This is a genomic window from Carboxydothermus ferrireducens DSM 11255, assembly GCF_000427565.1.
In the GTDB taxonomy this organism is placed as follows: Bacteria; Bacillota; Z-2901; order Carboxydothermales; family Carboxydothermaceae; genus Carboxydothermus; species Carboxydothermus hydrogenoformans.
On record NZ_ATYG01000021.1, the window covers coordinates 13,994 to 37,187 of the forward strand.

Sequence of the window (23,194 nt, forward strand, 5' to 3'; positions counted from 1 at the left end):
ATACCCCAAAAGTATCAACGGTTTACATTTTTTAATACCAAAAATCGTCGTTTTCGGGCACTAAATTTTGGGGTGGTTTTTGATATTTTTCGTCAGCTGGCATTTGATAGTTTTCAGGTGGTGTTTCCGGCAAAAAGAGATGAGAAAATTTGTTAAACTTGTCCACTTCAAAAAGGAAAACTTCAGTTTTTTGTTCTATTTTGCTGGGAGCTTTTTCGCCTATCAAAACAGGGACTAAATATTTCACGCTGTCGTCAACAATTACTTTACGCAGACGCAAAGCGTTTATGATAGAATGATAAGCTCTGTTATGTGCGTCCCAGTCTATTCTTTTTTCGTACCAGAATTTGAAAATACAGAAAGCTCTTTGGAATTTGATATCTTCGGGAAGGTCTTTTAAGCCTCTTGCCAACTGCATAATCAAGCTATCCCGGACATCTTTCCACCCGTTGGCATAGTAATTTAGCTTTGGAATTAAGAACGGCAACGTAATTTTCAGAAGTTCACCGTCCCATTCCCAGTTAACTTTTGCTGCTGGTTCTGTAATGTTTAGCCCTATCCTGTCTGCCACTTCTGCAAGGGAGTTAAGTATCCTTTGGATTTTTGCGGTTAAGACTGTTTGTTCGTGATAGAGTTTAAAGAGTTCGTTTAAATTTACATTTTCAAAGAACTCAACAAAAATATGGCCGGCTTTTATGGGTTCTTCCTTGGCAATACGTTTAATTTCTTCCGGAGTATAAAAGAAAAATCCATCAGGCAAAGTGCCAATTTCCTTTTTAACATCGTTTAAGTCGCTCATACAGCATACCTCCTTATCCTTCAAAATCGTCAAAAAAGTTAAGCATAGTCTTCAAATTCTCTAATTTTTCGTCTTTTTCTTCTGTTTTTGCAGGATTATTAAGTTCTGAAAGTTTTATTTTGGGTGGGCTGTTAGTGCCTTCTTGGGTAAGCAGAGAATATATGGCATTTATGGTTGCTTTAATCTCATTTATTTCGTTTTTGATTTCTGAAAGTTCTATTCCTGCCTCTATCCATTCCCGCAGGATTGCCGAACGGGTTCGTGGTGGATAGGTGAAAATTTTATGGTTGTCCGAAAGCCGTATACTTATTTTTTTAAGCTTTTTAGTCATTTTCATCTCCCTCTTGTCGGACGTTCTTTTTATGTTGCTCAACCTCACTAAAATTCCAAGCGGACATTTTAGCGTTAAAATCTCATTTAAAAGCCATATTACAAGGCTTTGGGACTGTCGCCATATTGCTTAAACGGATTGTCTCCAACAATATATAAAAAATCACCCCAAAGCCTTGTAATACAAGCATTACAGGTTGTCGCCATTCTTACTAACTTATTACTTTCAAATACCCGATAGCGTTAGAATAAAACGGTTCTTCGGTTAATACCGCATTAGGCAAATGCTTTTTAAGTTCCTCCTGCAAGGTTACCGCTCCGCCACCTGCAAGGAAAATGGGGTTTATGAACTTTGTCCTGTTCCCGAAGGTGTTTAGCACTTTTTGACTGATAGCTATCGCAGTATTTTCTTTTGCCTTTTGGTATGCAGGCATAAGATTTACTGCTTTTCCTCCGTAAATTACCGGTTTCCCGCTTTCGATAAGGTTGATAACATACTGCACCATTTCGGCAGGTAAAGGCTCTCCTGTTTGGTTCTGAAACTCCGTCATCAGCATCCGATGAATGAAACTTATTCCTGCCTCAACGCTTCCGCAGGCATCAAGCAGAGGAATTGCTCTTCCTTTCTGCATTTCAAACAGGAGAAAATCGGTAGTGTAAGTTCCTACATCTATTACTGCACAAAGTCCGTCATCAGGTATCGTATCGGTATTTGCAAAAATCACTCCCGCACCCTGCGGGATAACAGTTGCCTTTGCGATTGAGATGTACCTTTGTTCTCCGCTACCCACCCGCACGAAAGCGTTGCTTCTTTCCAGCCTTGCTTTCAGTTCGGCTTTTTGGGACTTGTAAAAAGCCAAAGGCAAGCCGACACAAACCTCAACCTGCCCGTCCTGCAGGTTTCCGCCTCCGCCAAGAAGATAGATTGCGGTATAAAGAAGCAAATCGTGAATTTCGGCAGGTTTTTCCCTTGTCATTACCGACACGGCAGTCAAATAACGGGTTGCACTTTCGCCTACCAGTTTCCTTTCAACCTTGCCGTCAGGGTATTTTATCTCCACCTCATAATCAAGCTGAACGGAAAATACATCAATCTCCTGCCCGTTCTTATCGGCAATTACTGACGGAAAAGCTAACTTTTCGTTTTCGCTTACGGCCTTGGTGTAGCCGTAGCCGATATCAACGCCAAACTTCTTTATAAGTACCACCTCCTATAATTTGAGGTTTCCCAAGTAAAAACCCTTGCACCCCGGCATTTTTGTACCTCTGCGTTATTTGTTCAAAGTCCGAGGACTTTTCCACACCCTCAAAGACCGGAAAAATGTTCAGCTTTCCCATAGTGTCGGCAAGCGTGAATAGAATTTTCCTCTGGTCAGGGTTTTCAGCAACCCCGCTTACAAGACGGCGGTCAAATTTAACAAAATCCGGCTTCCCGGCAACAACAAGATCAAGGTTTGCCCCTTTTGTGCCAAAATCGTCTATGCCAACGTAACTGCCCGCTTCCAGCCAGCGTTCCAGAGCTCTGCGGTAGTCTGTTTCGTTGTAGACTGTTTTTTCGGATATTTCAACGCAGAAATTTGAACTCCCGCCGTTCATAAGGATTTTGGCCTGTTTATGAAACTCCTTGCTCAAAAACGCTTCCGGGGTAAGGTTGACAAACAAAAGGCAGTTTTCTTCCTGCTTCCTTAGCAATGCTTCTTCAATAACTTTCAGCTCCCAGAAAGGGAGAAGTCCTTCTTTTTGGAGTTCCCTCAACCCTTCTTCCGGAGTGTTGAAATGTTTGAACCTTAAAAGCACTTCATAACCGATTAGCTTTAAACCATTCAGGTTGTAAATGGGTTGAAACGCCAAGCAAAAATCAAAAATGCGAGGGTCGTACACCATCTTTTACATCTCCCTTCTTCTGCAGGGTTGTTGCTGCTGTCAGTACAGCCGTAGTGATAAAACTGGTATCAGCCAGAACGCAGGGATAGCAAATCTGGTTAAACGAAACCATTAAAGTAATAAAGAAAACCCCTCCTATGCCGCAGGTTAAAGCCAGCAAGCGAAAAAGATTGGTGTTGTTGCGGTACAAGAACAGCATCATTAACGATACTGCCACTCCGACCAGAGCAATTATGAAGCTAATTTCCGGCGTGAACAAAGCGAATTCGCAGGAGTAACATTTGATTTTTGCCTGCATAAGCTGGTACTTGAACCAAGCTGCAAAAGTTGAAGTCAGGACATTAAACCATAAAAAAGTTTTAAGCACGACGTTCATTCTTTCACCCCCAAGTGTTTTAACAGCTTTTGCCCTGCCTCAACCGCCTCCTTTCTCCGGGAAAGTTCTCTCCAGCCTCCCGCTTTCTGCAGGAAAGGAAAATTAAATCGTGGCAGTTTGCCGTCAGAAAAAACTTCTTCATCAGCACAATTAACAAACTTCAAATACTTTTCCGGCAGATCTAAAACTATAAGGTCATAACTGGATTTTGCTTGCCGGATTAACTCCTCTACCTTTTCCTGTGTAATTTCAATAGGTTTAGGAGGAAGTTGCAGTATGTCGCCTACTTCCGTGCCGATTACGGAATTTGTCAGGCTTGCCCCCGACAAAAAGGTATTCCAGTTGGGAGATTTGGGAAGCTGGAAGTAAAACGATATATCACCCCCGCCGTAAGCCACGTTAAAGTCAACTATCAGGGGTTTCAAGCCCAAGGATTTTGCCCCAAGTGCCATAAGGCAGGAAAGCAGTGTCTTGCCGCTTCCCGTGCTTCCGGTTACAGCCACAACTTTTGTACGCCACACTAATACGTCTTTTTCCTTTAAAGCTTGAAGCCAGTTTTTGCCCATCTTAACCATTACCACCTCCTTTAGTTCCTCTTGGGCTTTCTCCCAGAGGCTTTCGTCCACCACGAACGCCATTTCCGGCAAAGCAAGGGATTTGGCAGTTTGCAGATTGGCAAATACCACCGGGTTGAACCGTTTTAATTCTTCCGGGAGTGCCGAACCTATAAAAACCAGCTTTTTTAACTCCACACAATCCCTCCTGTCAAAAATGTTATTACTGCTCCTAAAGCCAAAAACTGTCCTAACGGCAGAACAGTTTTAAAACTGCCTCTAATAATTCCACGGATTAACGCATAGAAAATAAAAAAAGTAAGTCCCATAAATACCGCCTGCACCGCTTCAATCCCGAGCCAGAACCCCAAAACTGCCGCAAGTTTTACATCTCCTCCGCCAAGAGAAGAAGGCTTTACAAGGTAAACAATCAAAAACGGCAGTCCTGCAAGAAGGCTTCCCCAAAGTGCAGGAAATAGATTTCCTTTTACTGCCGCATAGATTAGCCCGAAAGCAAAAAACCGCAAAACTATCGTGTTGGGCAAAAGCATTTCTTCAATATCGGTAATAGATAGTGCTGTAAGGTAAGCAACAAAAACAAGCCAGAACATCCATTCAAAGCTCATTCCAAACTTCAAAAAACCTGCAACTCCTGCAATTCCTCCTGCAATTTCCGCAAGCAGGTATTTTGCCGGAATTTTTGTTCCGCAACCCCTGCACCTGCCTTTTTGAACGAGATAGCTTGCAACCGGAATTTGCTCCCAGAACCCGAGTTTTTTCCCGCAGACAGGACAGTGGGAAGAGATGGCAGGGTTTATGCCATTTAACGCCCTGTAAGCCAGAGCGTTGGCATAGCTTCCGGCCAATGAACCTGCAGTAAAGGTAAAAAGAAGTTTTAGCAGGGAAATCACCTCCAAGAAAAGAAAACCCCGGAGAACTGTCTCCGGGGTTAAAAAAAGACCCGGAGCGTTACTCCGGGGGGCGTTAAGAAGGTTGTGTGCTTTTGAATACTTATAACAAATTATGTTTATTTTTTCAATATCCTGCTGTAATTTTTCATAAAAAATACTAAAAGGGAAGCAACACTGCTTCCCTTTTTGAGGCAGGCTTAAAGAGTTAAACTGTCCTTATCGGCTGGTGTGCCTTTCAATGTATTATCCGTACTGCCGCCTTTCAGCGTGGTAGTTGCCCCGTTTACCGGGATAGGTGCGGTGATTTCAACAAATTCGTTGGTATTGTTCAGGTAGAGCCTGATGTGCATTATCGAGTTCGGCGTGCCCGGTTTGGAATAGACAAACTTGAACTCTGCTCTGTTCTTTTTGCTGTCCATTGCTGCCGATACCGGCTGAACTATCATTGTCCCTTTATTGTAGTACCGTTCTAATTCGTGAAATGCCTCAACTTTTGTTACCTGTGCCGGCTGGCCGTCAAGTTTCATATCCTTCCATTCCACCGTCAGCATCATCGAAGCAGGCTGGTTTTCGTTCTTGGCATCCGGGAAGGTCTGGGTCAGTATATAGCTTGGGTCTTTTGCTACGGTAACCGTACCCGTTACTTTCTTCAATGTTGTGGTGGTTACCTCTTGCCAGCTTGCAGGTTTGTCTACCACCCACACCTGCTGGGTTTGAGCAGGCTGGTCTACAACCCACACCTGTGTCCAGCCTCCCGGGGATACAAGTTGCTCTACTGGTTTTTGACAGGTATAAGGTTCGGTTGTTGAGCAGTCGTATTTTTCCTCTGTGGAGCAATCGTAAGGTTCGGTTCGGGGACAAGGCACTTCGACAATCCTATTACAGGTATACATTTCAGTTCTTTCGCAAGGATATTGTTCGGTCTTGGTGCAGGTATAGGTTTCGGTTTTGTAGCAGGTGTAAGGAACATCGCAGGTATACGTTTTAGTTTTCCAGCCGCAAACCGTACGCTTGCCTGTTTGTTTTACTTGCTTACAAACTTCCTTTGTCTTTTTGCAAACATCATGTTTACTATCATATATTACACACTCACTATGACATTTCGTTCCCCAATCTTCCCAGAATTCAATCCAGCAGTCCCAGTACTTATCAGTACAAGTGCCTCTCCTGTAACAAGTATCTCTTACCTGTCTTGTGCAAGTGTCATTTACTGTTCTGGTGCAGGTTGATGGTACTTTTCTTGTGCAGGTATCTGGCACTGTGGTAGGACAGGTAGACTGCACCGTCCGATAGCAGGTTGCCGGCACTATCCGGGTACAGGTTTTTGGTATTGTTCGATAGCAGGTATCGTTCACCCATACCGTTGTATATACCGGCGGATTGTATTTTGCTTCCCAGTGCCCTATTTCGGGTATGGTTCTTGTTTCGTAGTGCCCCTGCTCTGGAACGTAAATTTTTTGTGTTTCCGTTACCGGAATGAATGCACCGTTTGGTGCCGGGCCTGTAAGCCAGCTGGAAGGACTTTTCTGCTTGCCATTATCATGACCGTTTCCTGCGAAAACGACTGCAACGTTAAACAGCAAAAGACACACAAGAAGAACAGCTCGAGCTTTCTTCCACATAAAAACCTCCTCCGTTATTTAGTTTTTTGGTTTTTAAATCAGTTTTCCATCTCCAGCACTTTCATTCTCACCCCCAAAGCCTGCCTCAAAAATATTTAAGGGAGCGGTGTTTTCCGCTCCCTTAAAATTCTTGAAAGATTTCCACCCATTCGTTCGGGTTTCTAACGGGATATTCTATTGTAACTACCTGCCCGGGCTTAAAATAGCTTGGGTCGTAACTGAAATATCGGTCTGCTATGCTGTCGTCAAACAGGTGAACATCTACCGGAGTATCTTTGTTCCAGAAGAACTTTTTACCGTTATCCAGTATTATTCCATTTTCCTTCACTTCCTTGATTTTACCCCGGACTTCAATTATCTTTCCGTATTTTTTGGAATTGAAATATCTTTCCCGGTAGCCGCTGTATTTTATGACCCAGAAGCTGTTCCCCGCTTTTCTTATCCTAACGTTATCTCCAATCTTTAAACTGTCGCCGTTATCGAGAATTATGTGCACTCCCGCCGCAGGCCAGGGAATTGTTAAACTGCCGACGTGATAACCAAAGCCGTCTTTTTTGGTGATTTTGCCTTCAATTATTTCGCAGTTTTCGTATACCGGAACTGGTATCTCCTTCCGGTAGGTAGGGTGATATATGCCTTTTTTCTTTTTTGTGCTGTCTGCGGTGTTCTGGTTTACTTGATAAGCGGTTTCTTTAGTAGTTTTAGGTTCACCCGTGCTTTTAACGTATCCCGGTTTCTCTTTTGAAGTTGCACAACCTCCTGCCGCTAAAAGCAATACAGCAAGGCTAAAAACAATAAGCCTTCTAATTGTAACCCCTCCTCCTCTGGTCATATAGAAACCACCTCCTATAAAATAAAATACCACCAGATTTGTTCTGGTGGTAGAGTGATTTTAGTATTTAATTATCGTTACAGCCTTCCCGTCTTTGATATAAACCTGCACAATATCGCCCGGCTTCAGTTCGCTTCCGGTAAAAGATTGATAGTTCTGCTTTGTCAATGTTCCCTTGAAAGTATTAATGATGGTCTTGCCGTCGTAAGGTATAATGTCTTTACTGTCAAAGGTTATTGCTCCTTTGCCGACATCCACCACTTTGGCACTTAATCTTATCATTTCATCGTTTCCTGCCTTAACTTTTTCTTTTAGCACTCCGGTATAAACTGCTATATAAGTCTGCCCATTAATATCAAACACGTGAGCTGTTTGTCCGGGTTTTATATCAGGTTTCCCGAGAAATACCATCCGGATTTTTTCGTAATCATAGCGTTTGCCGTCAATTTCAATGTAAGTTTGTTCTGTTGCGGTGATAACGTTTTTCGCTTCAACCTGCTTGGGAGTTTCTTCATTGTAGGTTTGCTGGACTGTTTGTTTTTCTTTTTCCTGCACGGCTTGGTTTTGATTGTCCTGCTTTGCCCCGCAACCGGAAAGGATTAATGCTAAAGATAAACCTAAAACTGCAAGAAAGCTAAGTTTTTTCATCTTTATCCTCCTCCTTTTAAAATTTTGGTTTTTGATTATTTCCAGACGTGGTTGTAATCAATCGGCTTTGAGGTTATCGGTTGGTAATCCCTCTGGATTGCCGCAACCACGGAAAGAATTAATGAAACTGCAAGAGCAAAAACAAGAACAAGGTCAAATCTTTTCACCTTGAACCTCTCCTTCACTTGAGAGTTTTCTGAATGTTTGCCTCCAGTTCCTCTGCCGGGATGTAGCCTACCGTTTCTCCGGTCAGGTTGCCTTTGGTATCAAAGTAGAGTAGGTAGGGGACATATTCACTTTGCTTCTTGTACCTGCTGTAAACCTCATCATAGACTGCCTGTGCATCAGGTGAACTGGCATCTATCTTTATGAAAACCACGTTAGAAAATTTCTTTTCCGCCTCCCTGACCAACGGCCAGAGCTTCTGGCAGTAAGGTCAGGTTGTAAGGTAGAAGAAAAGCGTTACAGATTTCTTGCCTAAATTCTCTTTAAGCACGGATAAAGGATTTTCTGTCGGTTTTTCGGGAGTTTGTTTCGTGTTTGAGTTATTTGAAAGTGTTTTGTCTTCTATTGCGACTACTTTTCCCTTTAAGCCGTTTACCTGATAAATGTTATATCCAACCATTCCTGCAACCAGAACAATTACTGCCAGCAGTACTACAAGAAGTTTTTGGGTTTTATCCAAGTTTTCACCTCCTTTCTACTGGAAAACTTTCAATCCTGCCCTCTGGGTAGTTTTAAAAGGAACAGTAAGCTTACCCAATGGAGTAACAACGGGCACGCTTGCCGATGTAGTCAGTTCTACTGTTGTTTGGTTGATAATTTGAATGCTTTCAATTTCGGCTGTTGCTCCCGTTTGCTTAAAAACCGGTGGCAGGTTCAATTGAAAGTAAGTATCTGCCGCCTGCCTTGCTTTGCCTAAATTTATCTGTGCATTTCCTCCACTTTGAGCTACCTGTTCGTTTATGCTTCGTGCCGCCGCTTTTACCGCAATCAGCGTTGCTTTAAGAAAACTGCTTCTCATATTCAGAGCTTCTGCGACAAAATTGCTGTAACCCAAAATTAAGAACACTATCCACAGCCAGAACACGCCAAGAAAAAGGGCACCAAGTCCTCTCTGGTTTTTTGCAAGTCCGGTCATCATGGGGCATCCTCCATTCGCATTGTTGCCTGTCCTGTAATATTCCAAGCAGTTGGAAGAATTTTAGGTGCATAGCGATAGGTTACCGTTACCTGCAAGTTCTGGTTGGGAAGGCTTCCCTGCAGTACAGCCGACACCTGAACCGTATCCCAGTTGGGAATTAATCCGCTGGCAAAATTTTTGGCAACCGTTTGGGCGGTCTGCACGGGGGTGTCGGACACTATTCCTGCCCTTGCCGCTTCAAAGGCGGCCTGCTGGGTTGCAAGTTTCACGTTCCAAGCCTGCATAATCACGATTATTGCTACTACTGTTAAAGACATAAAAAATATTGCCACCATTCCCCCGACAAGTTCTCCCACACCCCGCTGGTCTTTCAGGAGTTTCATCGGTTTAGCACCCCCAGAAACTTGTTTTTCAGGTACTCCAGACCTTCTTCGTTTAAAATAGCCAGCACGCCCCAGTCAAATATGTCCATCACGAATTCGTAGGCTTCGCAGGGGTTGTCGGCTTTTAAGTACAACTCTTTTATTTCATCACCCCTTTTCACAACCACTATTAGCCCGTTCATTTTTCTATCACCTCCTGAAAAAACAAAGCCTGCACCGTAAAGTGCAGGCTTTTGAGAAGGTAACTTAATTAATTCCGCCGATGGCGGTGTTGGCGTTGTTCAGAAGGTCAGTTACCATCTGCTTAGCCACCGGAGAGGCCGCCACGGCAATGGCCGCAACAATCACCACCAGAGCAATTGCCGCTACCAGTTCGGAAACCCCTTTTTGATTGTTCTTTAAAGTAACCGCCTTTGCAAAAAGATTGAGTAACATCAGAACTCCTCCTCCTTGTTAATTTTTTTTGGGTTTTTGATTTAAGAAACTACTTGATACCGCTGATGGCAGTATTGGCGTTGTTTAAAAGAGTGGTCACCATATTTTTGGCTATTGGCGAAGCCGCAACTGCGATGGCCGCAACGATAACTACCAAAGCAATGGCCGCTACAAGTTCGGATACACCTTTCTGGTTGTTTTTGAAAGCAACTGTTTTGGCAAAAAGATTAAGTAACACGGTAATCCCTCCTTTCTTCACGGCATTGTTTTTGTCTTCCTTTTGGAAAAGCGTTACTTAATTCCACTGATAACACCATTTGCATTATTCAGAAGGCCAGTTACCATTTGCTTAGCCACCGGAGAGGCCGCTACCGCTATCGCCGCAACAATTACCACCAGAGCGATTGCGGCAACAAGCTCCGATACTCCTTTTTGGTTGTTCTTAAAAGCAACCGCTTTTGCGTAAAGTTTTAACAACACGGGCACACCTCCTCTCGTTTTTGGGGTACAGGTTACTGCTTTGAAATCCAAGCTCTCCCCTATAACTACCACCTCCTCAAAATAGACCAGAACTTGAAATGGACGCCAGCATTGGCAGTAAAATCAACAAAGCCCCCGGCAGGAAGTAGAAAAGCAAAACCGGAAAAGTAAGTTTGCTTCCGATTTTTCCTGCCCGCTCTCTGGCTTCCATTTCTTTTTCAGTCCAGATATCTTCAACTGCTTTATCCAGAATGTCGGCAAGTCCTTCTCGGGTTTTTCTCCCGGCGTTTACAATCCGGGCAAGAACTAACAACTGCCGGCAGTTTGTCCTGTCTGCTACTGCTTCTACCGCCAAATCCAGCGGCTCACCTGCGTCATATCTGGCAAGTGCCTCTTTCAGCCAGCTTGCCGCCAGTCCCTCCCGGTTATTTGCGGCGTGCCTTACAGCGTTTTCAATCGTTGCCCCTGCCCGGACGGCTATGCTTATTACCTCAAAGAGTGCAGGCAGTTCTTCTTCTTTCATAACCTGCTTGTTCAGGTTGCTAATCCCGTGCTTTACCTTGTCGTAAAGCATATAAGCCAAGAACAAGCCGGGAACAAACCCTGCCACCGGCACCCCAATCAGGGAAACTATTATACCTCCCGCTATGCCTATTCCGATGAACAAGACGAGGTAAGCGGCATATTCTTCGGCAGTGTTGATTTTTATGCCGAACAGGGTTATACCGCCGAGTGCTTTCAGGGTTTTTTCGATTTTCCCTGCACGCTCTTCCCCGATATATCGGGTTGGAAGTCTTATTTTGCTTACCATTCCTTTTGTCACTCTTAAAGTTCAGCCTCCTTCTCAATGATATTGTAGATAATGAAAGTTCCTCCGAGGAAAAGCCCCGTAATCACGGATACGGCTATTTTGCCCCAGAACTGCTCCAGCACCATTGAAAGCTGTCCGGATGCTACCTGCATTATCAAGGCCAAAAAAAGGATCACAGCGATTGCCATAGCCGTACCTTTTGCCCCGGACGCCGCCGCCTTTATTTCTTTTTCCACCCGTTTCTTCGTCCGCAGTTTTTCGGCAGTTTTCCTGCAGATCTCCGCAAGGTCGCCTCCGTGCTTCCTTGCCAGTATGAGCCCGTCCGCCCACGCCATCACCGTTGCCGACTGGCTTCTCTGTGCGAAATTCATCAGTGCTTCGTCAAGAGTAAGCCCCGCTTCGTATTCGGTGATGATTTTTTCAATTTCCGGACGGATTTTTTCGTCAGCCCGGGGAAGAGTAGCGTTCAAAGCGTCCAGAAGGGACGGGACTATGTTCAACGCCGAAGCCATATCCAGCAGGAAATCTATAAATCCCTGCGTTTCAATGGCTTTACGGCGTGCCTGCTTCATCTTGGCTATTATGAAGTTTATGAGGTAAATGTATATTCCCGAAAGCACCATCCCGAATAGCAGGAAACCGAAAAGCCCTGAAAGAGAAAGCAGGATCAGCACCCCAAGAGCCTTGGCAAGGAGAACGTCGCCGGGGTTTAACTTCAATCCTTCAACCCTCTTTGCTTCCTTTTCCAGTAGTCCCTCAAGTCCGATTAAGGCGAAAACCTCTTTTTCTTCTTCCCTTTGTACAAGAAAATCTCGTTGCAGGTAGGAAATCAGCTTCTGTCTTCTTTCCTGTTGCAGAACCATTAAGGCTAAAGCCAGTAAAAAACCTGCCAACCCGAAGATGAGGCTTGCACCGAAAATCAACCCCGGTACACCTCCCGGATTTTGTACTGCCCGTTTTCGTCCAGCTCCCTGTCCACTTCAATTATTTCCGCTATCTTTCGTCCTATCGTTTCCCCGATTTCGTTCTCAACGGTTGTCAGGAATATCGCTATATCCACCGCTCTGGCAATCAGCCTGCGGATTACCTCTATCGGCAGGTTTCTATGTTCCTGTATGAGAGTTTCGAGGCGGTACAATGCGTCCATTGCCCCGTTGGCGTGTATCGAAGTCATAGAGCCTGCATGTCCGGTATTCAATACCTGTATCAGTTCGTAAGCCGCAGGCGGAGTTCTAACCTCCGTCAAGACTATCCTCTGCGGAGTAAACCGCAGGCAGTCCTTCAAAATCCTCTGCCAAGTAATGGGGGGCATACCTTCGATTTCCCGGGTCTTGAAGTAGGCCACGAATTCCAAATGGCTCAGATTTATTTCCCGGGTATCCTCCAAAACTGCAACCACGTGCTTTGGCTGAACTTCCTGCAGGAGTGCGTTCATCAGGGTTGTTTTCCCTGCGTTGGTTGAACCCGCTACAACGAAATTTTTTCGTCCCTTGACCGCCCGGATTAAATAGTCAGCATTTTCTTTCAGCCCCCTCATCCCCGGGTACAGTTCTTCCAGCTTTGCTTCCCTCTTTGTGTGCCTCCGGATAGACCCGTAAGGCTTGTCCCCCTGCGGCGGGATTACCAGAAGCACCCGGGAGCCGTCGGGAAGTTCAGCGTCTATGGAAGGCACGGCTATTGAAAGCTCTTTCCCCACCCGGTTGGCTATTCTCTCAAATATCCGCAGGACTTCCTCTTCCGAGGTAAAGGCGTTTTCTATTCGCTTTTCGCCGTTTTCTTCCACCAATAGTTTCGTGCCGAAGATAATCATATTCGTTACCGCAGAACCGGGCTGCAGGTACTTTTCCAGCGGCCCCAGCGAGAACAGCCTCGTGTAAGCTTCTTCGGCAAACTCCAAGGCTTTGGGGAGCATCGCAGGTTTCTTGTCTATGATGACCTGCCGTGCTATATCATTGATGGCTACCCGGACGTCTATGTCCCGCCTGTCAGATATACGTGCCAGAACACGCCTCTGGACTTCCCGCAAAAGCATTTCCAGTTCCTGCGGGGTAAAATCACTGCTTTGCAACGGCTATCCCTCCTTTTCGCATCAAGAAGCTGAACAATCCCTTTCTTTCCGGAACTACTTCCAGACCCAGCAACGGGGCAAGCTGTCTTGCGATTTCGTCATTTACCGGGGTTTGCCTTAATTCTTTCGTTTCCGGCAGACTTGCTCCAATGGGGTACTCAAGAACTTCTCCAACTGCCCAAACAAGTTTTCTGGGAAACTGGTTTAAAACAATCGTCCCTGTTTTCAGGACACCTTTTAGTTTCAGGAACTCTGCCCATTCTGCCGTCCGCTTTACTCCTTCAAGTCCACGTATGCCGGGAATTACTATGAGGTTTAACGCAGAGAAGTTGCTTACCGTTTCGGATACGAGGTAGTGCACCGTTGGAGGAGTGTCTACAACCACATAGTCGTAAACGCTCAAGGCTCTCTTCAAAAAATCCCTGTACGGCACAAGGTCAACGTGTTCGCTTCTATCGGGTAGTCCGGCAGGAAGTACATCAAACCCGTAGTGGGTTTTAGCGACGAAATCCTGCCAGTTTTCGGCGTTGACCGCACCGGCAAGGGCTTTCCCCCGCTCAATTTGCAAGAGCGACCGAAACGAACCGGGGGAAAAGTCCAGTTCTACTGCCAGAACTTTCTTTCCCGCCAGCACCCCTGCCCTTGCGGTGTTCAGGGCAACGGTTGTCTTTCCGCTTCCGCCTAAAGGGCTTAACACGCAGGCAAGCACATTTTTTCACCTCCTCCTAAAAAATAAACCCGCCTACGAGGACGGGTTTAGAACTATCTGGTACTGGCCGTTTTTCAAGTACCCTGCCGCCTGATAGATTTCTGCCGGATCGCCAGCAACAAACAAACTTCCGACTGTCCCGGAACTTTTATCTTCATTCTTGAAGACCATCAGGACTTTAAAGTTTCCCACTTCAAAGCTGTTCTGTCCGGCAGAAACAGAAGTGGCGATGAAAGAAATCGTGTCGTTGGGTTTTACGACTTCCAGTAAATCCTTGTTTTCGACAGGGATAACAAGACCCGCCTGTCCTTCCGGCACCGTTTGGCTTGTTCCCTGCAGGCTGTCCTGCAAAATCATATCTCCCGGCAGACGGGGTAAAGAGATTTTCTTGCCCACCGCCGCCTCAATCTTGGATACTGCCCCTTTTGGCGGTTTTAGCACCTGAATTACTTCCAAGTCCTCTTTTTTCAGGGTTTCCCCGGCAGGGATCAGCTTTTTAGCCACCACTACAGGAGTAAGTCCTTTCGATGCCTGCCCGTATATCAGCATTGCGATAAAGAACAGTATACCTGCCGCCACGGCTATTTTCAAACTTGTTGAGCGTTTCTTCTTTTCCAACCTATCACCTCCCAGAAGCTACGCTTTTTCTCAAACAGGAAGTCGCTCCCCGTTACAAGGCTCAAAATCTTTTTCAGTTCTCTTTCGTAGTTCTTGCTCTCTTTTGGCGGAACAACCGCCGCTAACGGAAACGGCAACGCCTCCGCAAGTATTCTTATTTTCTCCGACTGATTTAAAACAAGATAGAAGTTTTTAAACTCATACAAGCCCTTCAAGTTAGAAAGCCTTGCCAGAGAAATTTCGTCGGCTCTTGAAACAACCAGAACGCTGTCGTATCTACTGCCGAGTTCCGGGTCGAAATCCTCTTCAAAAAAGCACAATCCCTGCCCTTCTTCGTTGATGTAAACCGGAAGTCCCGTGGCTTTCCTGAATTCTTCCGCCAGTTCTCTTGCAAGAAAGCTTTTCCCCGCACCGGGTTTTAAAGAGGTTACGGCAACCTTTCCGGCGTAGACCGCCGAAACGGGTTTTCCCAACTGCTCTTTCAGGGTTTTCTTTTCTTCCTCTACCGCCGCTTCCACCGGAACGGGGGTTCTTGCCTTGAATTTCAGGTTTTTAAGCACCTGTTCTATGTCCGTAGGGTGAACAGGCGTTACCCCTGCCCGCTCCAGCTCAATCCAAGTTTTCAAGTCCGCTTTCTCCAGCACCAGCAGGAATTTCTTGTCCCGGTACAGCCGGGAAGCGTTCAGGGCAAACTCAATTCCCTGCCTGTCAGAAAAGGAAACCAGTACAACGCCCTCACCCCGCTCTTTCAAAAGGTCGTAGGCTTCCACCGGGGTTCTGGCAATAAAGGCAGGAGTTGCTCCGGATACGGGACTGCCGCAGAGAATTACTTCCATTCCATCACCCCGCTATTAGCGATAAAATTTCTCCCGCACCTCTGGATAAAGCATCGGAGTAAAGTGCCGCCGGTGCGTCCACCGCTTTGGCTTCTTCCGGGTCGAACGGGATTATTACATCCGCTTTCCTGCCGAATTCGCTTCTCAGGATTTCCTGCAGGAAATTGGGGCTTTGGTGCTGAACTTTGTTTAATACGAGAACATTTCCGATTTTGAAGTTTTTAAGCAGTTTAAAGGTTTCAAGGTCTTCGTTTATCACCGTTACCGTCCTGCCAAACTGCCCTGCATCCCATCCGGCAGGTGCATCAACAAAGATGCGGTCATAACCGGTAAGGGTATTGATGAATTCTTTTGCTTCATCAGGAGTTAAAGGTCTCTTGGGAACTATCAAATCTCCCCACTTGGTCTTGGCGAAATAGCGGTCGTCCAAGTCTTCAAACTCCGGATCTCCGAACTTTAAATAAACCGATGCAGGCTGACACAGGTCAACCAGTGCCACCCTTTCCCCGGTGGTTTCGGTTAAAACCGCCAGAACTGAACTGGCAATAGTGGTTTGCCCTGCACCGGGAGCGGGAGAGATAAACCAGACAGTTTTGGATTTGTTAGTCGGCACAACTTCCTTTTTGACTTCTTCCGGTTCGGGTTCTGCCGCTTGTTCTTTCATTTCGTCCTGCTGTTCTTTTTTAGCTTCTTCCTCAGTTTCTGGTTTTTTCAGGATTTCTTCTTCTGGCCGTTCGTCAGTTTTTTTTACTTCTTCCGCAAAAACAATTTCTTCTTGTTTTTCCTCCTCTTTGTCCAGCCACACCACCGGGTCGGTAGTAATTTTTTGTGCCAGAATTTTTTTGACGTGTTCCAGAAGTTGCGAATACTTTACCGGGTTGCCGTAAAGTATCGCTTCGCCGGGAACTCCCAAGTCCCAAAGTTCCTCTTCGATTTTTTCCGCCTCCCGGTCTTTCCTGCCGAGGACTGTTACCACGTAAGAACAGCCGTCATACACGGCAGTTTTTACTTCTTCTACAAGGTTTTCCGCACCTCCTTTCTCCCACTTGCGGGAAATTACCAGCAATTCCGGCGGACTGCCCTTTTCGCCGTTCAGGTCATTGATTAACTTTTCTTCAAGCTTTTCACTTCCGATTATCGCTTTGATTTTCAATTAACCAAGCACCTCCTGATTGATGATGTTTTGCAGTTTCAATAAAAATTCCGCCTCAACAATTTCCGGCGGTTTGGCTTCGGAAAACATTTTTTCCACGAATTTATCTTCCGGCAGGACGTAATCAATGTTTATTCCTGCCTCTTTAGCCACCTCCTCCGGTGTCCTTGCAGCTAAAGGGTGCGAGCGATTGACGATGAATTTGGTTTTGTTTTTAAGTCCGTCAATTAACTTCATTTCGCTGTTGATAAACCTTTTCACCGCTCCCACCGCTTTTGCTTCGGGAGTGCAGAGAAGGAAAACCTTATCGGCTTTTTCGAGAAACTCCCGGATGTGGTCGTGCAGGGAAAGCGAGCCGGGTGCACTGTCTATTACCAGATAGTCGTAGTTTTGAAGATGGCTTACAACTTCTTTTACCTTTTCTGCCGTGTACTGTTCCGGGCTTCCGGGAGAAGTTAAGAAGTCAAACTGCCAGCCTTCCGGTCGAACAGGCTTAAATGCCATCTTTCCCGGGGATGTTCCCGCAAAATGTTCGGTCAGGGTATAACCGGAAGTGTCTGCGTCCACCAAAAGCACCCTGCCTTTTTCGGCCAGCAGGCTTGCAAGACTTATTGACACGGCGGTTTTGCCTACCCCTGACGCCGAGGAGTAAACCATCAGGAACTTCGTCGGCTTTCCTTCCGGTTTTGCCGTGTCTTGAAGCTCCTGCCTGCTTCCCAGCAAAGCGGACAGCTTCACTTTTTTGCCTTTCGTGCCGTTCACCTCCAGTTTGATTTCTTCCAGCACGGGAGCGTTATATGCTTTCTTCGCTTCCGGGCTGTAAATTACTATCCTGTCCTTTCCCTGCTTCTTGGCAAGGTACAATGCCCTGTCTGCCTCTTCCACCGCTTTTTTGCTTCCAGAGGCAACTCCTGCCGAAAAAGTTACCCGGAAATCTTTCTTGTTGCTGGTGTAGAAACTTGCCCAGTTCTTGTTCAGCCGTTCGAGGATCTTTGCCGCTTCCTCCGGCAAGGTGTCCGGGAAGATGAGAGCAAACTCTTCCCCGCCGTAGCGAAAGGCCATATCCTGCCTGCGAAGGTTTTCCCTTAAAAACTGCCCGAAGCAGGTAAGGAGTTTATCGCCGATTTGGTGTCCGTACGTGTCATTTACCTGCTTGAAGTTGTCAAAATCCACGAGTGCAAAAGAAAACCGCCTTTTCTTGGCTAAATACCTGTCCAAAACCCTCTGCATTTCCCTTCTTGTCCTGCATCCGGTCAGGAAATCTGTTTCCGGTTTCCTGCTGAAAATTCGCTTTATTCTCTCAAACCAGCTTTCTTTTTTCCTGACAGCGGTTTCCCGGACAATTTCTTCGTCAAGGGTGATTTCTTCCGTAAAACCCGTGAAATCTCCGAGTTTTCCCGGGTTGTTAAGACGGAAGACCACCTTATCGGCATTTACAGGGTCAAAAACATAGTCGTAAACCCCGAACGGCAGCAAACTGCTGATAATTTTTCTGGTTGCGTCATCCTCCTCCCGTCCGGGTAAAACAATTACCCGAACTCCTATCTCACGAAGTTTTTTTACTACTCCGGTAAAGTCATCTTTACTGCCTTCAAGGTGCGGAGAGATGATTACCGCTTCCGGCTTGTAGTTCGCCACTACCGCAGGCAAGGCGTTTGCGTGGTAACAGGTCTTGCTGTGTACTCTGGACTGAATTTCCTTTTCCAGTTCGTGTATCCCGGTTGCCAGAAGTATCAATTATTCTCACCTCCTTTTTAAAAATTTTTTCAACCGGACAACCAAGGGTTTCTGCAATCCTTGAGGCTGTAAGTTCCTTAACAGGTCTGTGCCTGTTCTCAAGCGAAGTTAAAACTGTTATAGACACTCCCGACAATCTTGCCAGATCCCTCAATGTCAACCCTCTGATTGTTCTTTCTATCTTCAAAAGAGTTACTCCGTTTTCATTTGCCAAGGGGACAAAAACAGTTTTTGTTTTTGGCTTTTTGCTGATAATTTGCCTTACCCTTTCCCTTGACAGACCAAAAACCTTCGCTATTTCCGAAAGAGTATGTCCTTGGGCCCGCATTTCTACCATCACCTGTCTCCTGTTCACATTCTCACCACCTCAAAAAAAATAACCCCCCGAACCTGACGTTCGAGGGGTTATTTTCTGTTTGTCAATTTTTACACCCACCCCCGTTCGGTGGGTGCAGTTTGTCTACCTATATCATAAGTTCAAAACTCTCAATTGTCAACTACTTTTCCGAAAAATTTTTGTTCTACTTTTTGGGAATTGTGAGAATTTCCAGCGGGTTAATCCATCTGCCGTCTATGTTGCTTTTTATTCTAATATCAAGGTGGTAACCGCCATTTGCTCCGACAGATACTCCCGTGTTTCCCACCTCTCCGATTTTTTGCCCGGCAGTTACTTTGTCGCCAGTTTTCACGTCTATCTTTGATAAGTGCAGGTAGTGGTAGGTGTTAAAAGCGTCTTTTATCTTAATCATCTGCCCTGCATCTCCTGCCCACCCGGCAAAAATTACTTCACCGTCAGCAACAGAGTATACCGGAGTTCCTTTGGGTGCAGGAAGGTCTATACCTTCGTGGAAATCAGGTTTCCCTGTTCTGGGATGTATTCTTGGCCCGAAAGGCGAACTGATAGTAGTGTACTGCTTCGGCAGCGGCCAGCCGGGAGTGGAAGACTGACTGTTCTTGAACTGCTCCGCATATCTTAGGATGTCGTAAACGTACCCATGAGGCGGACTTAATGCTTTTTTGATTTCATCAGGATCATCGTAACCACCGTACGACAGAAGTGCCTTAACTATTCTTTCATCAGTTTTCCAGCCATCTCCTTGCCAATCAATGCTATTAACATCACCAATTCGGGACGCCAGCATATATGCCCCGATAAATACCTGTGCCCTTGGGTTGGCCGTATCGGCAGGGTAAGAAAACCCCAGAAGCGGTGCGTAATGTTCAAAGTTATACGGCATAACCTGCATTAAGCCGATTGCACCGAGGGAACTTACCGCATCTACCCTGAACGAACTTTCCCGCAAGGAAACTCCCGCTAAAAACCACCACGGCACGCCGAACTTTTGCTCCGCTTCCAGAAAGATTTGCCTCAAATCCGGCGGTATCCCCGCAGAACTCAAATACCCGCTGTCCACCGCATATTCCAGCCACGCAAGCCATTCCTGCTCACGGTAATAGGCTTCACCCGCCTCCCAGACCGCCTGTCTTGCTTCTTCTATGTCCTTGTCGGTTTTGATTTCGTACTTCTCCTTAATCACATCTTTTAACCTTTTCCAGCGGTCAGTTCCTACCAGTTGTACCGTGTCTAATTCCTGTTCTGTAATTTTTTCTTTGTTGCCATTCGGCAGGTCATATTCGGTTACCTTCCACTTGTAGTAAAACTGATAATGCCCCTGAATGGTATAAGCCTCAATTAAACGGTAAGTATAATACTTTTCTGGTTCTTGCCAGCCATATACCACATCATAAACCTGCCGGACTATTGGTGTTAAGCGGTAGTAAAAGTATGGATGAATGGCTTTTGCCATTTCTTCTTTTATGTCGTCAGGTATCTCTGCCTTGTTAAACACGCTTGCCCAGTAAAACGAAACGCTGTAAATTTGTCCCCAGTTTAAAAGATATTGGGTTGTATGCTCCGGGTCGGCAACCATTCCAATATCCTGTATGCCTTTCCCGGGATAGAATGGGCTTCTTGGTATTGGTTCTATTTCTCCATCCGTTCCCGGTACTTCTACCCTGTCTACAAGCCAGTTGTCAAAACTGTTCCAAAAGTCAGCCAGCCTTTGGTACTTTGCTTTTTCCTCTTTATCCTTCTGGGTTGCAAATTTTTTGTTTTCGGCAGTAAGTATTCCTGCCACCGGGAAAGCGGAATAAACTGCTCCCACGAAAGCTAAAAGCATACCAAAAATAACAAAAAACACAATTATATACGGCAAAAACGGCAGTATTACTGTCTTTAAAAGCCACTGCAAGCCTTTCTTTAATAGTATTTGAGCACCCTGCTTTAAAGCCTGATTAAAAAAATTCTCTTTATCCTGCAAGGTTATCGCCCCCTAAAAAAATAAAACCTGCATTACGCAGGTTTAACGCCAGCGTACTATGAAGTTTTCCAGTTTCTCTGCCGCTTGAGTGGCTTTATTTTCAGCCCATAATACCCCTGCTTGTGCCCGCAGGGCGACAGATTGACCAAGCACCGAACCGGCAGTGGCAGTTGCCAGTGCGGTTGCTCCGCCAAGCTTGGTTTTGGCTCCGGTGTAGTCAGTCAAAAATTCACCAAAGCCTTTCCCTGACTGCTTGGCTTCTTTATAACCCTGTCCCACCTGTTTTGCCATTGAATACACCGAACCTGCCGCTTTGCCTATGCCTGCCGAAACTCCTGCCGCTATCGGTATTACCGCAGGCGTAGCGAAAGATGTTGCCGCTCCTAAAGCCCCGGTTTTAAGAGCCAATTCATTGCCAGCTTCCGAAGCCATTCCTGCCGCCTGATATAAGGGTGTATTCTGTGCCCTTTGTATTGCAGACGGCTCTTTTGTCGTGTACAGAGTAGCCGATGCTCCCGGTGCGGCACCTTTAATCGGCTTAATTTCAATATTGCTTTCACCCGCAGTTGTCCCACCCGCTGTTCCTGCAACCGTTCCGGCGGGTGTTAAATCATTTCCTTTGCCTCCCGGTGCTAACCAGCCAGAAAGCCCTTTGCCTTTCAGTCCCCCCATAAACCTTCCTGCCATCATAATTGTACCGGCGGCACTGGCTAACGCACCAAGTCCTATTCCGGCAACCCTTTCTTCATCTACCGTTCCCGCTCTTGCGACAAGGGACATAAAAATTGAAGACAGCATTTTGCTAACCGGGATAATAGTTACCAGCAGGAAGAAAACTTCCCAAACTGTTATCTCTCCTCCGCCTTCTCCACCGATCACAACCCTTCCTACTCCCCAGTTACCTGACAGGGTGCTTGCCAGAAAGCTTCCAATCGGCAGGATTAATCCCAAAACGCCAAGGCCAATTATTACTTTCTGGAAGCCCATTTTGGCTTCCGCCGCTTTTTCGGCGTTCTGTGCAGTTGCCAGCTTAAAGCCGAGATAGATGAAGAAAGCTACCGCTATCGCTCCACCGAATCCGGCAAGCCATACTGCAAGGTCTTTAAACTGGCTTGCCAGCCAGCTTCCGTCCACCGCCGACGGCAGGGTTTTTACCGCCAGTATGCTTAAATAAAGCCCGAAGGTTAATGCATGAAATGTTTGCTTGAATATGGTTTCGATTATCTCCGAAATCCAGATTTCTATTATTCTCCGTTCTGCCGAAATAACCCAAGCCCAGATAATTATAGGCGTTGCCGCTATGTTGGTTGCGATAACCCATTTACGTATTGTATAAACGGCATTGAAGTAAAGAGTAAAGCCCATAAGACTTATTTGCAGGATTGCATTGGCAAAGGCATTGCCCGTATCTATACCGTTTCCCCAGAGCATATCGAAAAGAGAATTGTCCCCGAAATTTAGCCTTCCGTTAAAAACAAGCTGGTCTATGGGTTTTAAGCCAAAAAGAAGTTTTATCATTTCAATCAGCGTGGCAAAAGGTGCAACCAGTATCCTTTCAAATACTCCTTCTGCATTTAATTTCTTGGGGATTGTTACATTCATTCCGCCGTTTGCAAACTTATTCAAAATATCCGCAAAAAACGCCACAAAAGCATCGTTTATATCTAAAAGAAGTTTAACGAACACCGGAGTTAAAGCCATTACCGCAACCGCTATGAAAGCCCTCTGCACGCCTTCCATAAATTCTGCCCGAACTGCCGGGTTAATACCGGAATACATCTGTCCGTAACCCATCCGGACAAGGCTTAATATCAAAAGTCCGCCAGTTATGGTTGACAGGGAAGCATACCACAGCATTAACGTATTCCATTGGTTTTGAGTAAAAAGTTGCAGTACCCCGCCGTCAGAAGAGCTTGAATTGACTGCACCGTTTTGTGCGTTAGGTTCTCCACCCAATCCAGAGCCAGCAGGTATAGACGCTAAAGCCGTTGCAGTTAAAGCCAAAAGCAGTATCAGTACCAGCAAGGCTATTAATTTCGTTTTCTTCATTTTTCTACCTCCTTCCCGGCAAGTTTTAAAAGTATCTTCGGCAGTTTTGAAATGTCGTTGAAGACAACGAATTCTTTTAAGTGAATACTGCCGTAACCTCTCCTGCCGGGGTTTTTTAGATAAAGTCGGTATCTTTCTTCCACCTCCCCGAAAGGTATCAGGCTAAACTGTTCGTCTTTTTTGTTCATTACCGCCAAAAACGATTTGCCACCTGCCCGCTGAAATTTCTTGAGTGCGTCAAATTCTTTTCGTGGCAAACGGGAAAGCGGAAATCTGTCCCCGGTTACCTCTTTGCACTCTACCGCAACCGGTATGCCTTTTACTACTCCAATGAAATCTATCGGCGAACCTTTGGCAGGAAAGGCTTTTCCGGCATACGGTATCCAGAGGTTGTGCTGTTTCTGAAAATAGCAGTATTTCTTTCCTGCTACGGCCAGTTCAAATAATTCTTCAAAAGCCCTGCCACGATTAGCATAAATGTTTACTACCATATT

Annotated in this window: 31 protein-coding genes; all 31 read right to left on the bottom strand. The window is 45.8% G+C overall.

What is annotated here, in order from left to right; translation table 11 throughout:
- Positions 1-31: 31 nt before the first annotated feature.
- Entirely contained in the window at positions 32-799 is a 768-nt protein-coding gene (locus tag CARFE_RS0108495; RefSeq protein ID WP_028052446.1) for a hypothetical protein, read from the bottom strand.
- Positions 800-812: 13 nt separating this feature from the next.
- The gene (locus tag CARFE_RS0108500) at positions 813-1,130 is read right to left on the bottom strand and encodes a hypothetical protein (RefSeq protein ID WP_028052447.1); all 318 of its coding nucleotides are present in this window, start codon (positions 1,128-1,130) and stop codon (positions 813-815) included.
- Between the two features lie 211 nt (positions 1,131-1,341).
- Positions 1,342-2,337, bottom strand: coding sequence for a ParM/StbA family protein (locus tag CARFE_RS0108505; RefSeq protein ID WP_028052448.1), 996 nt, complete (start codon positions 2,335-2,337; stop codon positions 1,342-1,344).
- Positions 2,309-3,013 carry an EAL domain-containing protein gene (locus CARFE_RS0108510; protein ID WP_028052449.1) on the bottom strand — a complete coding sequence of 235 codons (705 nt, stop codon included), beginning with the start codon at positions 3,011-3,013 and terminating at the stop codon, positions 2,309-2,311. The genes CARFE_RS0108505 and CARFE_RS0108510 overlap by 29 nt, the downstream gene beginning before the upstream one ends.
- On the bottom strand, positions 2,988-3,389 hold the full coding sequence (locus tag CARFE_RS0108515; RefSeq protein WP_028052450.1) for a hypothetical protein: 402 nt from the start codon (positions 3,387-3,389) through the stop codon (positions 2,988-2,990). Before CARFE_RS0108515 ends, CARFE_RS0108510 begins: the two co-directional genes overlap by 26 nt.
- The gene (locus tag CARFE_RS0108520; protein ID WP_028052451.1) at positions 3,386-4,141 is read right to left on the bottom strand and encodes a tyrosine-protein kinase family protein; all 756 of its coding nucleotides are present in this window, start codon (positions 4,139-4,141) and stop codon (positions 3,386-3,388) included. Before CARFE_RS0108520 ends, CARFE_RS0108515 begins: the two co-directional genes overlap by 4 nt.
- The gene (locus tag CARFE_RS14780; protein ID WP_245570771.1) at positions 4,132-4,854 is read right to left on the bottom strand and encodes a prepilin peptidase; all 723 of its coding nucleotides are present in this window, start codon (positions 4,852-4,854) and stop codon (positions 4,132-4,134) included. The genes CARFE_RS0108520 and CARFE_RS14780 overlap by 10 nt, the downstream gene beginning before the upstream one ends.
- A 197-nt stretch (positions 4,855-5,051) precedes the next feature.
- Positions 5,052-6,446 (bottom strand): hypothetical protein, encoded by a 1,395-nt coding sequence (locus CARFE_RS0108530; protein WP_161625133.1) that lies wholly within the window; start codon positions 6,444-6,446, stop codon positions 5,052-5,054.
- A gap of 151 nt (positions 6,447-6,597) precedes the next feature.
- A complete protein-coding gene (locus CARFE_RS0108535; RefSeq protein ID WP_028052453.1) occupies positions 6,598-7,308 on the bottom strand; it encodes a hypothetical protein in 711 nt (236 codons plus the stop codon).
- A gap of 60 nt (positions 7,309-7,368) precedes the next feature.
- A complete protein-coding gene (locus tag CARFE_RS0108540) occupies positions 7,369-7,956 on the bottom strand; it encodes a lipoprotein (protein WP_028052454.1) in 588 nt (195 codons plus the stop codon).
- 35 nt (positions 7,957-7,991) lie between these two features.
- Positions 7,992-8,123, bottom strand: a complete 132-nt coding sequence (locus CARFE_RS16720) for a hypothetical protein (protein WP_257020440.1) — start codon at positions 8,121-8,123, stop codon at positions 7,992-7,994.
- 14 nt (positions 8,124-8,137) lie between these two features.
- Positions 8,138-8,368: a thioredoxin domain-containing protein gene (locus tag CARFE_RS0108550; protein ID WP_154652746.1), complete on the bottom strand. Its 231-nt coding sequence runs from the start codon at positions 8,366-8,368 to the stop codon at positions 8,138-8,140.
- Positions 8,369-8,392: 24 nt separating this feature from the next.
- A complete protein-coding gene (locus CARFE_RS0108555) occupies positions 8,393-8,641 on the bottom strand; it encodes a hypothetical protein (RefSeq protein ID WP_028052456.1) in 249 nt (82 codons plus the stop codon).
- A gap of 15 nt (positions 8,642-8,656) precedes the next feature.
- Entirely contained in the window at positions 8,657-9,100 is a 444-nt protein-coding gene (locus CARFE_RS0108560; protein ID WP_028052457.1) for a hypothetical protein, read from the bottom strand.
- Positions 9,097-9,483 carry a TadE/TadG family type IV pilus assembly protein gene (locus CARFE_RS0108565; protein WP_028052458.1) on the bottom strand — a complete coding sequence of 129 codons (387 nt, stop codon included), beginning with the start codon at positions 9,481-9,483 and terminating at the stop codon, positions 9,097-9,099. The genes CARFE_RS0108560 and CARFE_RS0108565 overlap by 4 nt, the downstream gene beginning before the upstream one ends.
- Positions 9,480-9,665 carry a hypothetical protein gene (locus tag CARFE_RS0108570; protein ID WP_028052459.1) on the bottom strand — a complete coding sequence of 62 codons (186 nt, stop codon included), beginning with the start codon at positions 9,663-9,665 and terminating at the stop codon, positions 9,480-9,482. The genes CARFE_RS0108565 and CARFE_RS0108570 overlap by 4 nt, the downstream gene beginning before the upstream one ends.
- A 64-nt stretch (positions 9,666-9,729) precedes the next feature.
- A complete protein-coding gene (locus CARFE_RS0108575; RefSeq protein WP_028052460.1) occupies positions 9,730-9,918 on the bottom strand; it encodes a hypothetical protein in 189 nt (62 codons plus the stop codon).
- 49 nt (positions 9,919-9,967) lie between these two features.
- Positions 9,968-10,156 (bottom strand): hypothetical protein, encoded by a 189-nt coding sequence (locus CARFE_RS0108580; RefSeq protein WP_028052461.1) that lies wholly within the window; start codon positions 10,154-10,156, stop codon positions 9,968-9,970.
- Positions 10,157-10,209: 53 nt separating this feature from the next.
- Positions 10,210-10,398 carry a hypothetical protein gene (locus CARFE_RS0108585; RefSeq protein ID WP_028052462.1) on the bottom strand — a complete coding sequence of 63 codons (189 nt, stop codon included), beginning with the start codon at positions 10,396-10,398 and terminating at the stop codon, positions 10,210-10,212.
- A 76-nt stretch (positions 10,399-10,474) separates the two neighbouring features.
- Entirely contained in the window at positions 10,475-11,221 is a 747-nt protein-coding gene (locus CARFE_RS0108590) for a type II secretion system F family protein (RefSeq protein WP_028052463.1), read from the bottom strand.
- Positions 11,222-11,223: 2 nt separating this feature from the next.
- Entirely contained in the window at positions 11,224-12,132 is a 909-nt protein-coding gene (locus CARFE_RS0108595; RefSeq protein ID WP_028052464.1) for a type II secretion system F family protein, read from the bottom strand.
- Positions 12,129-13,277, bottom strand: coding sequence for a CpaF family protein (locus CARFE_RS0108600; protein WP_051250244.1), 1,149 nt, complete (start codon positions 13,275-13,277; stop codon positions 12,129-12,131). Before CARFE_RS0108600 ends, CARFE_RS0108595 begins: the two co-directional genes overlap by 4 nt.
- On the bottom strand, positions 13,264-13,986 hold the full coding sequence (locus tag CARFE_RS0108605; protein WP_028052466.1) for a ParA family protein: 723 nt from the start codon (positions 13,984-13,986) through the stop codon (positions 13,264-13,266). The genes CARFE_RS0108600 and CARFE_RS0108605 overlap by 14 nt, the downstream gene beginning before the upstream one ends.
- Positions 13,987-14,019: 33 nt before the next feature.
- Complete coding sequence (locus CARFE_RS0108610; protein ID WP_154652747.1) at positions 14,020-14,604, bottom strand: SAF domain-containing protein; 585 nt, start codon at positions 14,602-14,604, stop codon at positions 14,020-14,022.
- Positions 14,574-15,440 carry a hypothetical protein gene (locus tag CARFE_RS0108615; RefSeq protein WP_028052468.1) on the bottom strand — a complete coding sequence of 289 codons (867 nt, stop codon included), beginning with the start codon at positions 15,438-15,440 and terminating at the stop codon, positions 14,574-14,576. The genes CARFE_RS0108610 and CARFE_RS0108615 overlap by 31 nt, the downstream gene beginning before the upstream one ends.
- Before the next feature lie 4 nt (positions 15,441-15,444).
- Complete coding sequence (locus tag CARFE_RS16195; protein ID WP_028052469.1) at positions 15,445-16,593, bottom strand: P-loop NTPase family protein; 1,149 nt, start codon at positions 16,591-16,593, stop codon at positions 15,445-15,447.
- Positions 16,594-18,231 (bottom strand): diguanylate cyclase, encoded by a 1,638-nt coding sequence (locus CARFE_RS16565; protein WP_084138879.1) that lies wholly within the window; start codon positions 18,229-18,231, stop codon positions 16,594-16,596.
- Entirely contained in the window at positions 18,185-18,685 is a 501-nt protein-coding gene (locus tag CARFE_RS15970; protein ID WP_084138880.1) for a helix-turn-helix domain-containing protein, read from the bottom strand. Before CARFE_RS15970 ends, CARFE_RS16565 begins: the two co-directional genes overlap by 47 nt.
- A 166-nt stretch (positions 18,686-18,851) precedes the next feature.
- Positions 18,852-20,651: a M23 family metallopeptidase gene (locus CARFE_RS0108630; RefSeq protein ID WP_028052470.1), complete on the bottom strand. Its 1,800-nt coding sequence runs from the start codon at positions 20,649-20,651 to the stop codon at positions 18,852-18,854.
- Positions 20,652-20,693: 42 nt separating this feature from the next.
- Complete coding sequence (locus tag CARFE_RS0108635; RefSeq protein ID WP_028052471.1) at positions 20,694-22,700, bottom strand: pilin; 2,007 nt, start codon at positions 22,698-22,700, stop codon at positions 20,694-20,696.
- Positions 22,697-23,191, bottom strand: coding sequence for a Holliday junction resolvase RecU (locus CARFE_RS15630; RefSeq protein ID WP_028052472.1), 495 nt, complete (start codon positions 23,189-23,191; stop codon positions 22,697-22,699). Before CARFE_RS15630 ends, CARFE_RS0108635 begins: the two co-directional genes overlap by 4 nt.
- Between the last annotated feature and the right edge of the window lie 3 nt (positions 23,192-23,194).

Bases quoted from the DNA above. Each gene is read 5' to 3' on its own strand.
- CARFE_RS0108495 (WP_028052446.1), bottom strand. From the start codon at position 799: ATGAGCGACTTAAACGATGTTAAAAAGGAAATTGGCACTTTGCCTGAT.
- CARFE_RS0108500 (WP_028052447.1), bottom strand. From the start codon at position 1,130: ATGACTAAAAAGCTTAAAAAAATAAGTATACGGCTTTCGGACAACCAT.
- CARFE_RS0108510 (WP_028052449.1), bottom strand. From the start codon at position 3,013: ATGGTGTACGACCCTCGCATTTTTGATTTTTGCTTGGCGTTTCAACCC.
- CARFE_RS0108515 (WP_028052450.1), bottom strand. From the start codon at position 3,389: ATGAACGTCGTGCTTAAAACTTTTTTATGGTTTAATGTCCTGACTTCA.
- CARFE_RS0108535 (WP_028052453.1), bottom strand. From the start codon at position 7,308: ATGACCAGAGGAGGAGGGGTTACAATTAGAAGGCTTATTGTTTTTAGC.
- CARFE_RS0108540 (WP_028052454.1), bottom strand. From the start codon at position 7,956: ATGAAAAAACTTAGCTTTCTTGCAGTTTTAGGTTTATCTTTAGCATTA.
- CARFE_RS0108560 (WP_028052457.1), bottom strand. From the start codon at position 9,100: ATGATGACCGGACTTGCAAAAAACCAGAGAGGACTTGGTGCCCTTTTT.
- CARFE_RS0108565 (WP_028052458.1), bottom strand. From the start codon at position 9,483: ATGAAACTCCTGAAAGACCAGCGGGGTGTGGGAGAACTTGTCGGGGGA.
- CARFE_RS0108570 (WP_028052459.1), bottom strand. From the start codon at position 9,665: ATGAACGGGCTAATAGTGGTTGTGAAAAGGGGTGATGAAATAAAAGAG.
- CARFE_RS0108575 (WP_028052460.1), bottom strand. From the start codon at position 9,918: ATGTTACTCAATCTTTTTGCAAAGGCGGTTACTTTAAAGAACAATCAA.
- CARFE_RS0108615 (WP_028052468.1), bottom strand. From the start codon at position 15,440: ATGGAAGTAATTCTCTGCGGCAGTCCCGTATCCGGAGCAACTCCTGCC.
- CARFE_RS0108635 (WP_028052471.1), bottom strand. From the start codon at position 22,700: ATGAAGAAAACGAAATTAATAGCCTTGCTGGTACTGATACTGCTTTTG.
- CARFE_RS15630 (WP_028052472.1), bottom strand. From the start codon at position 23,191: ATGGTAGTAAACATTTATGCTAATCGTGGCAGGGCTTTTGAAGAATTA.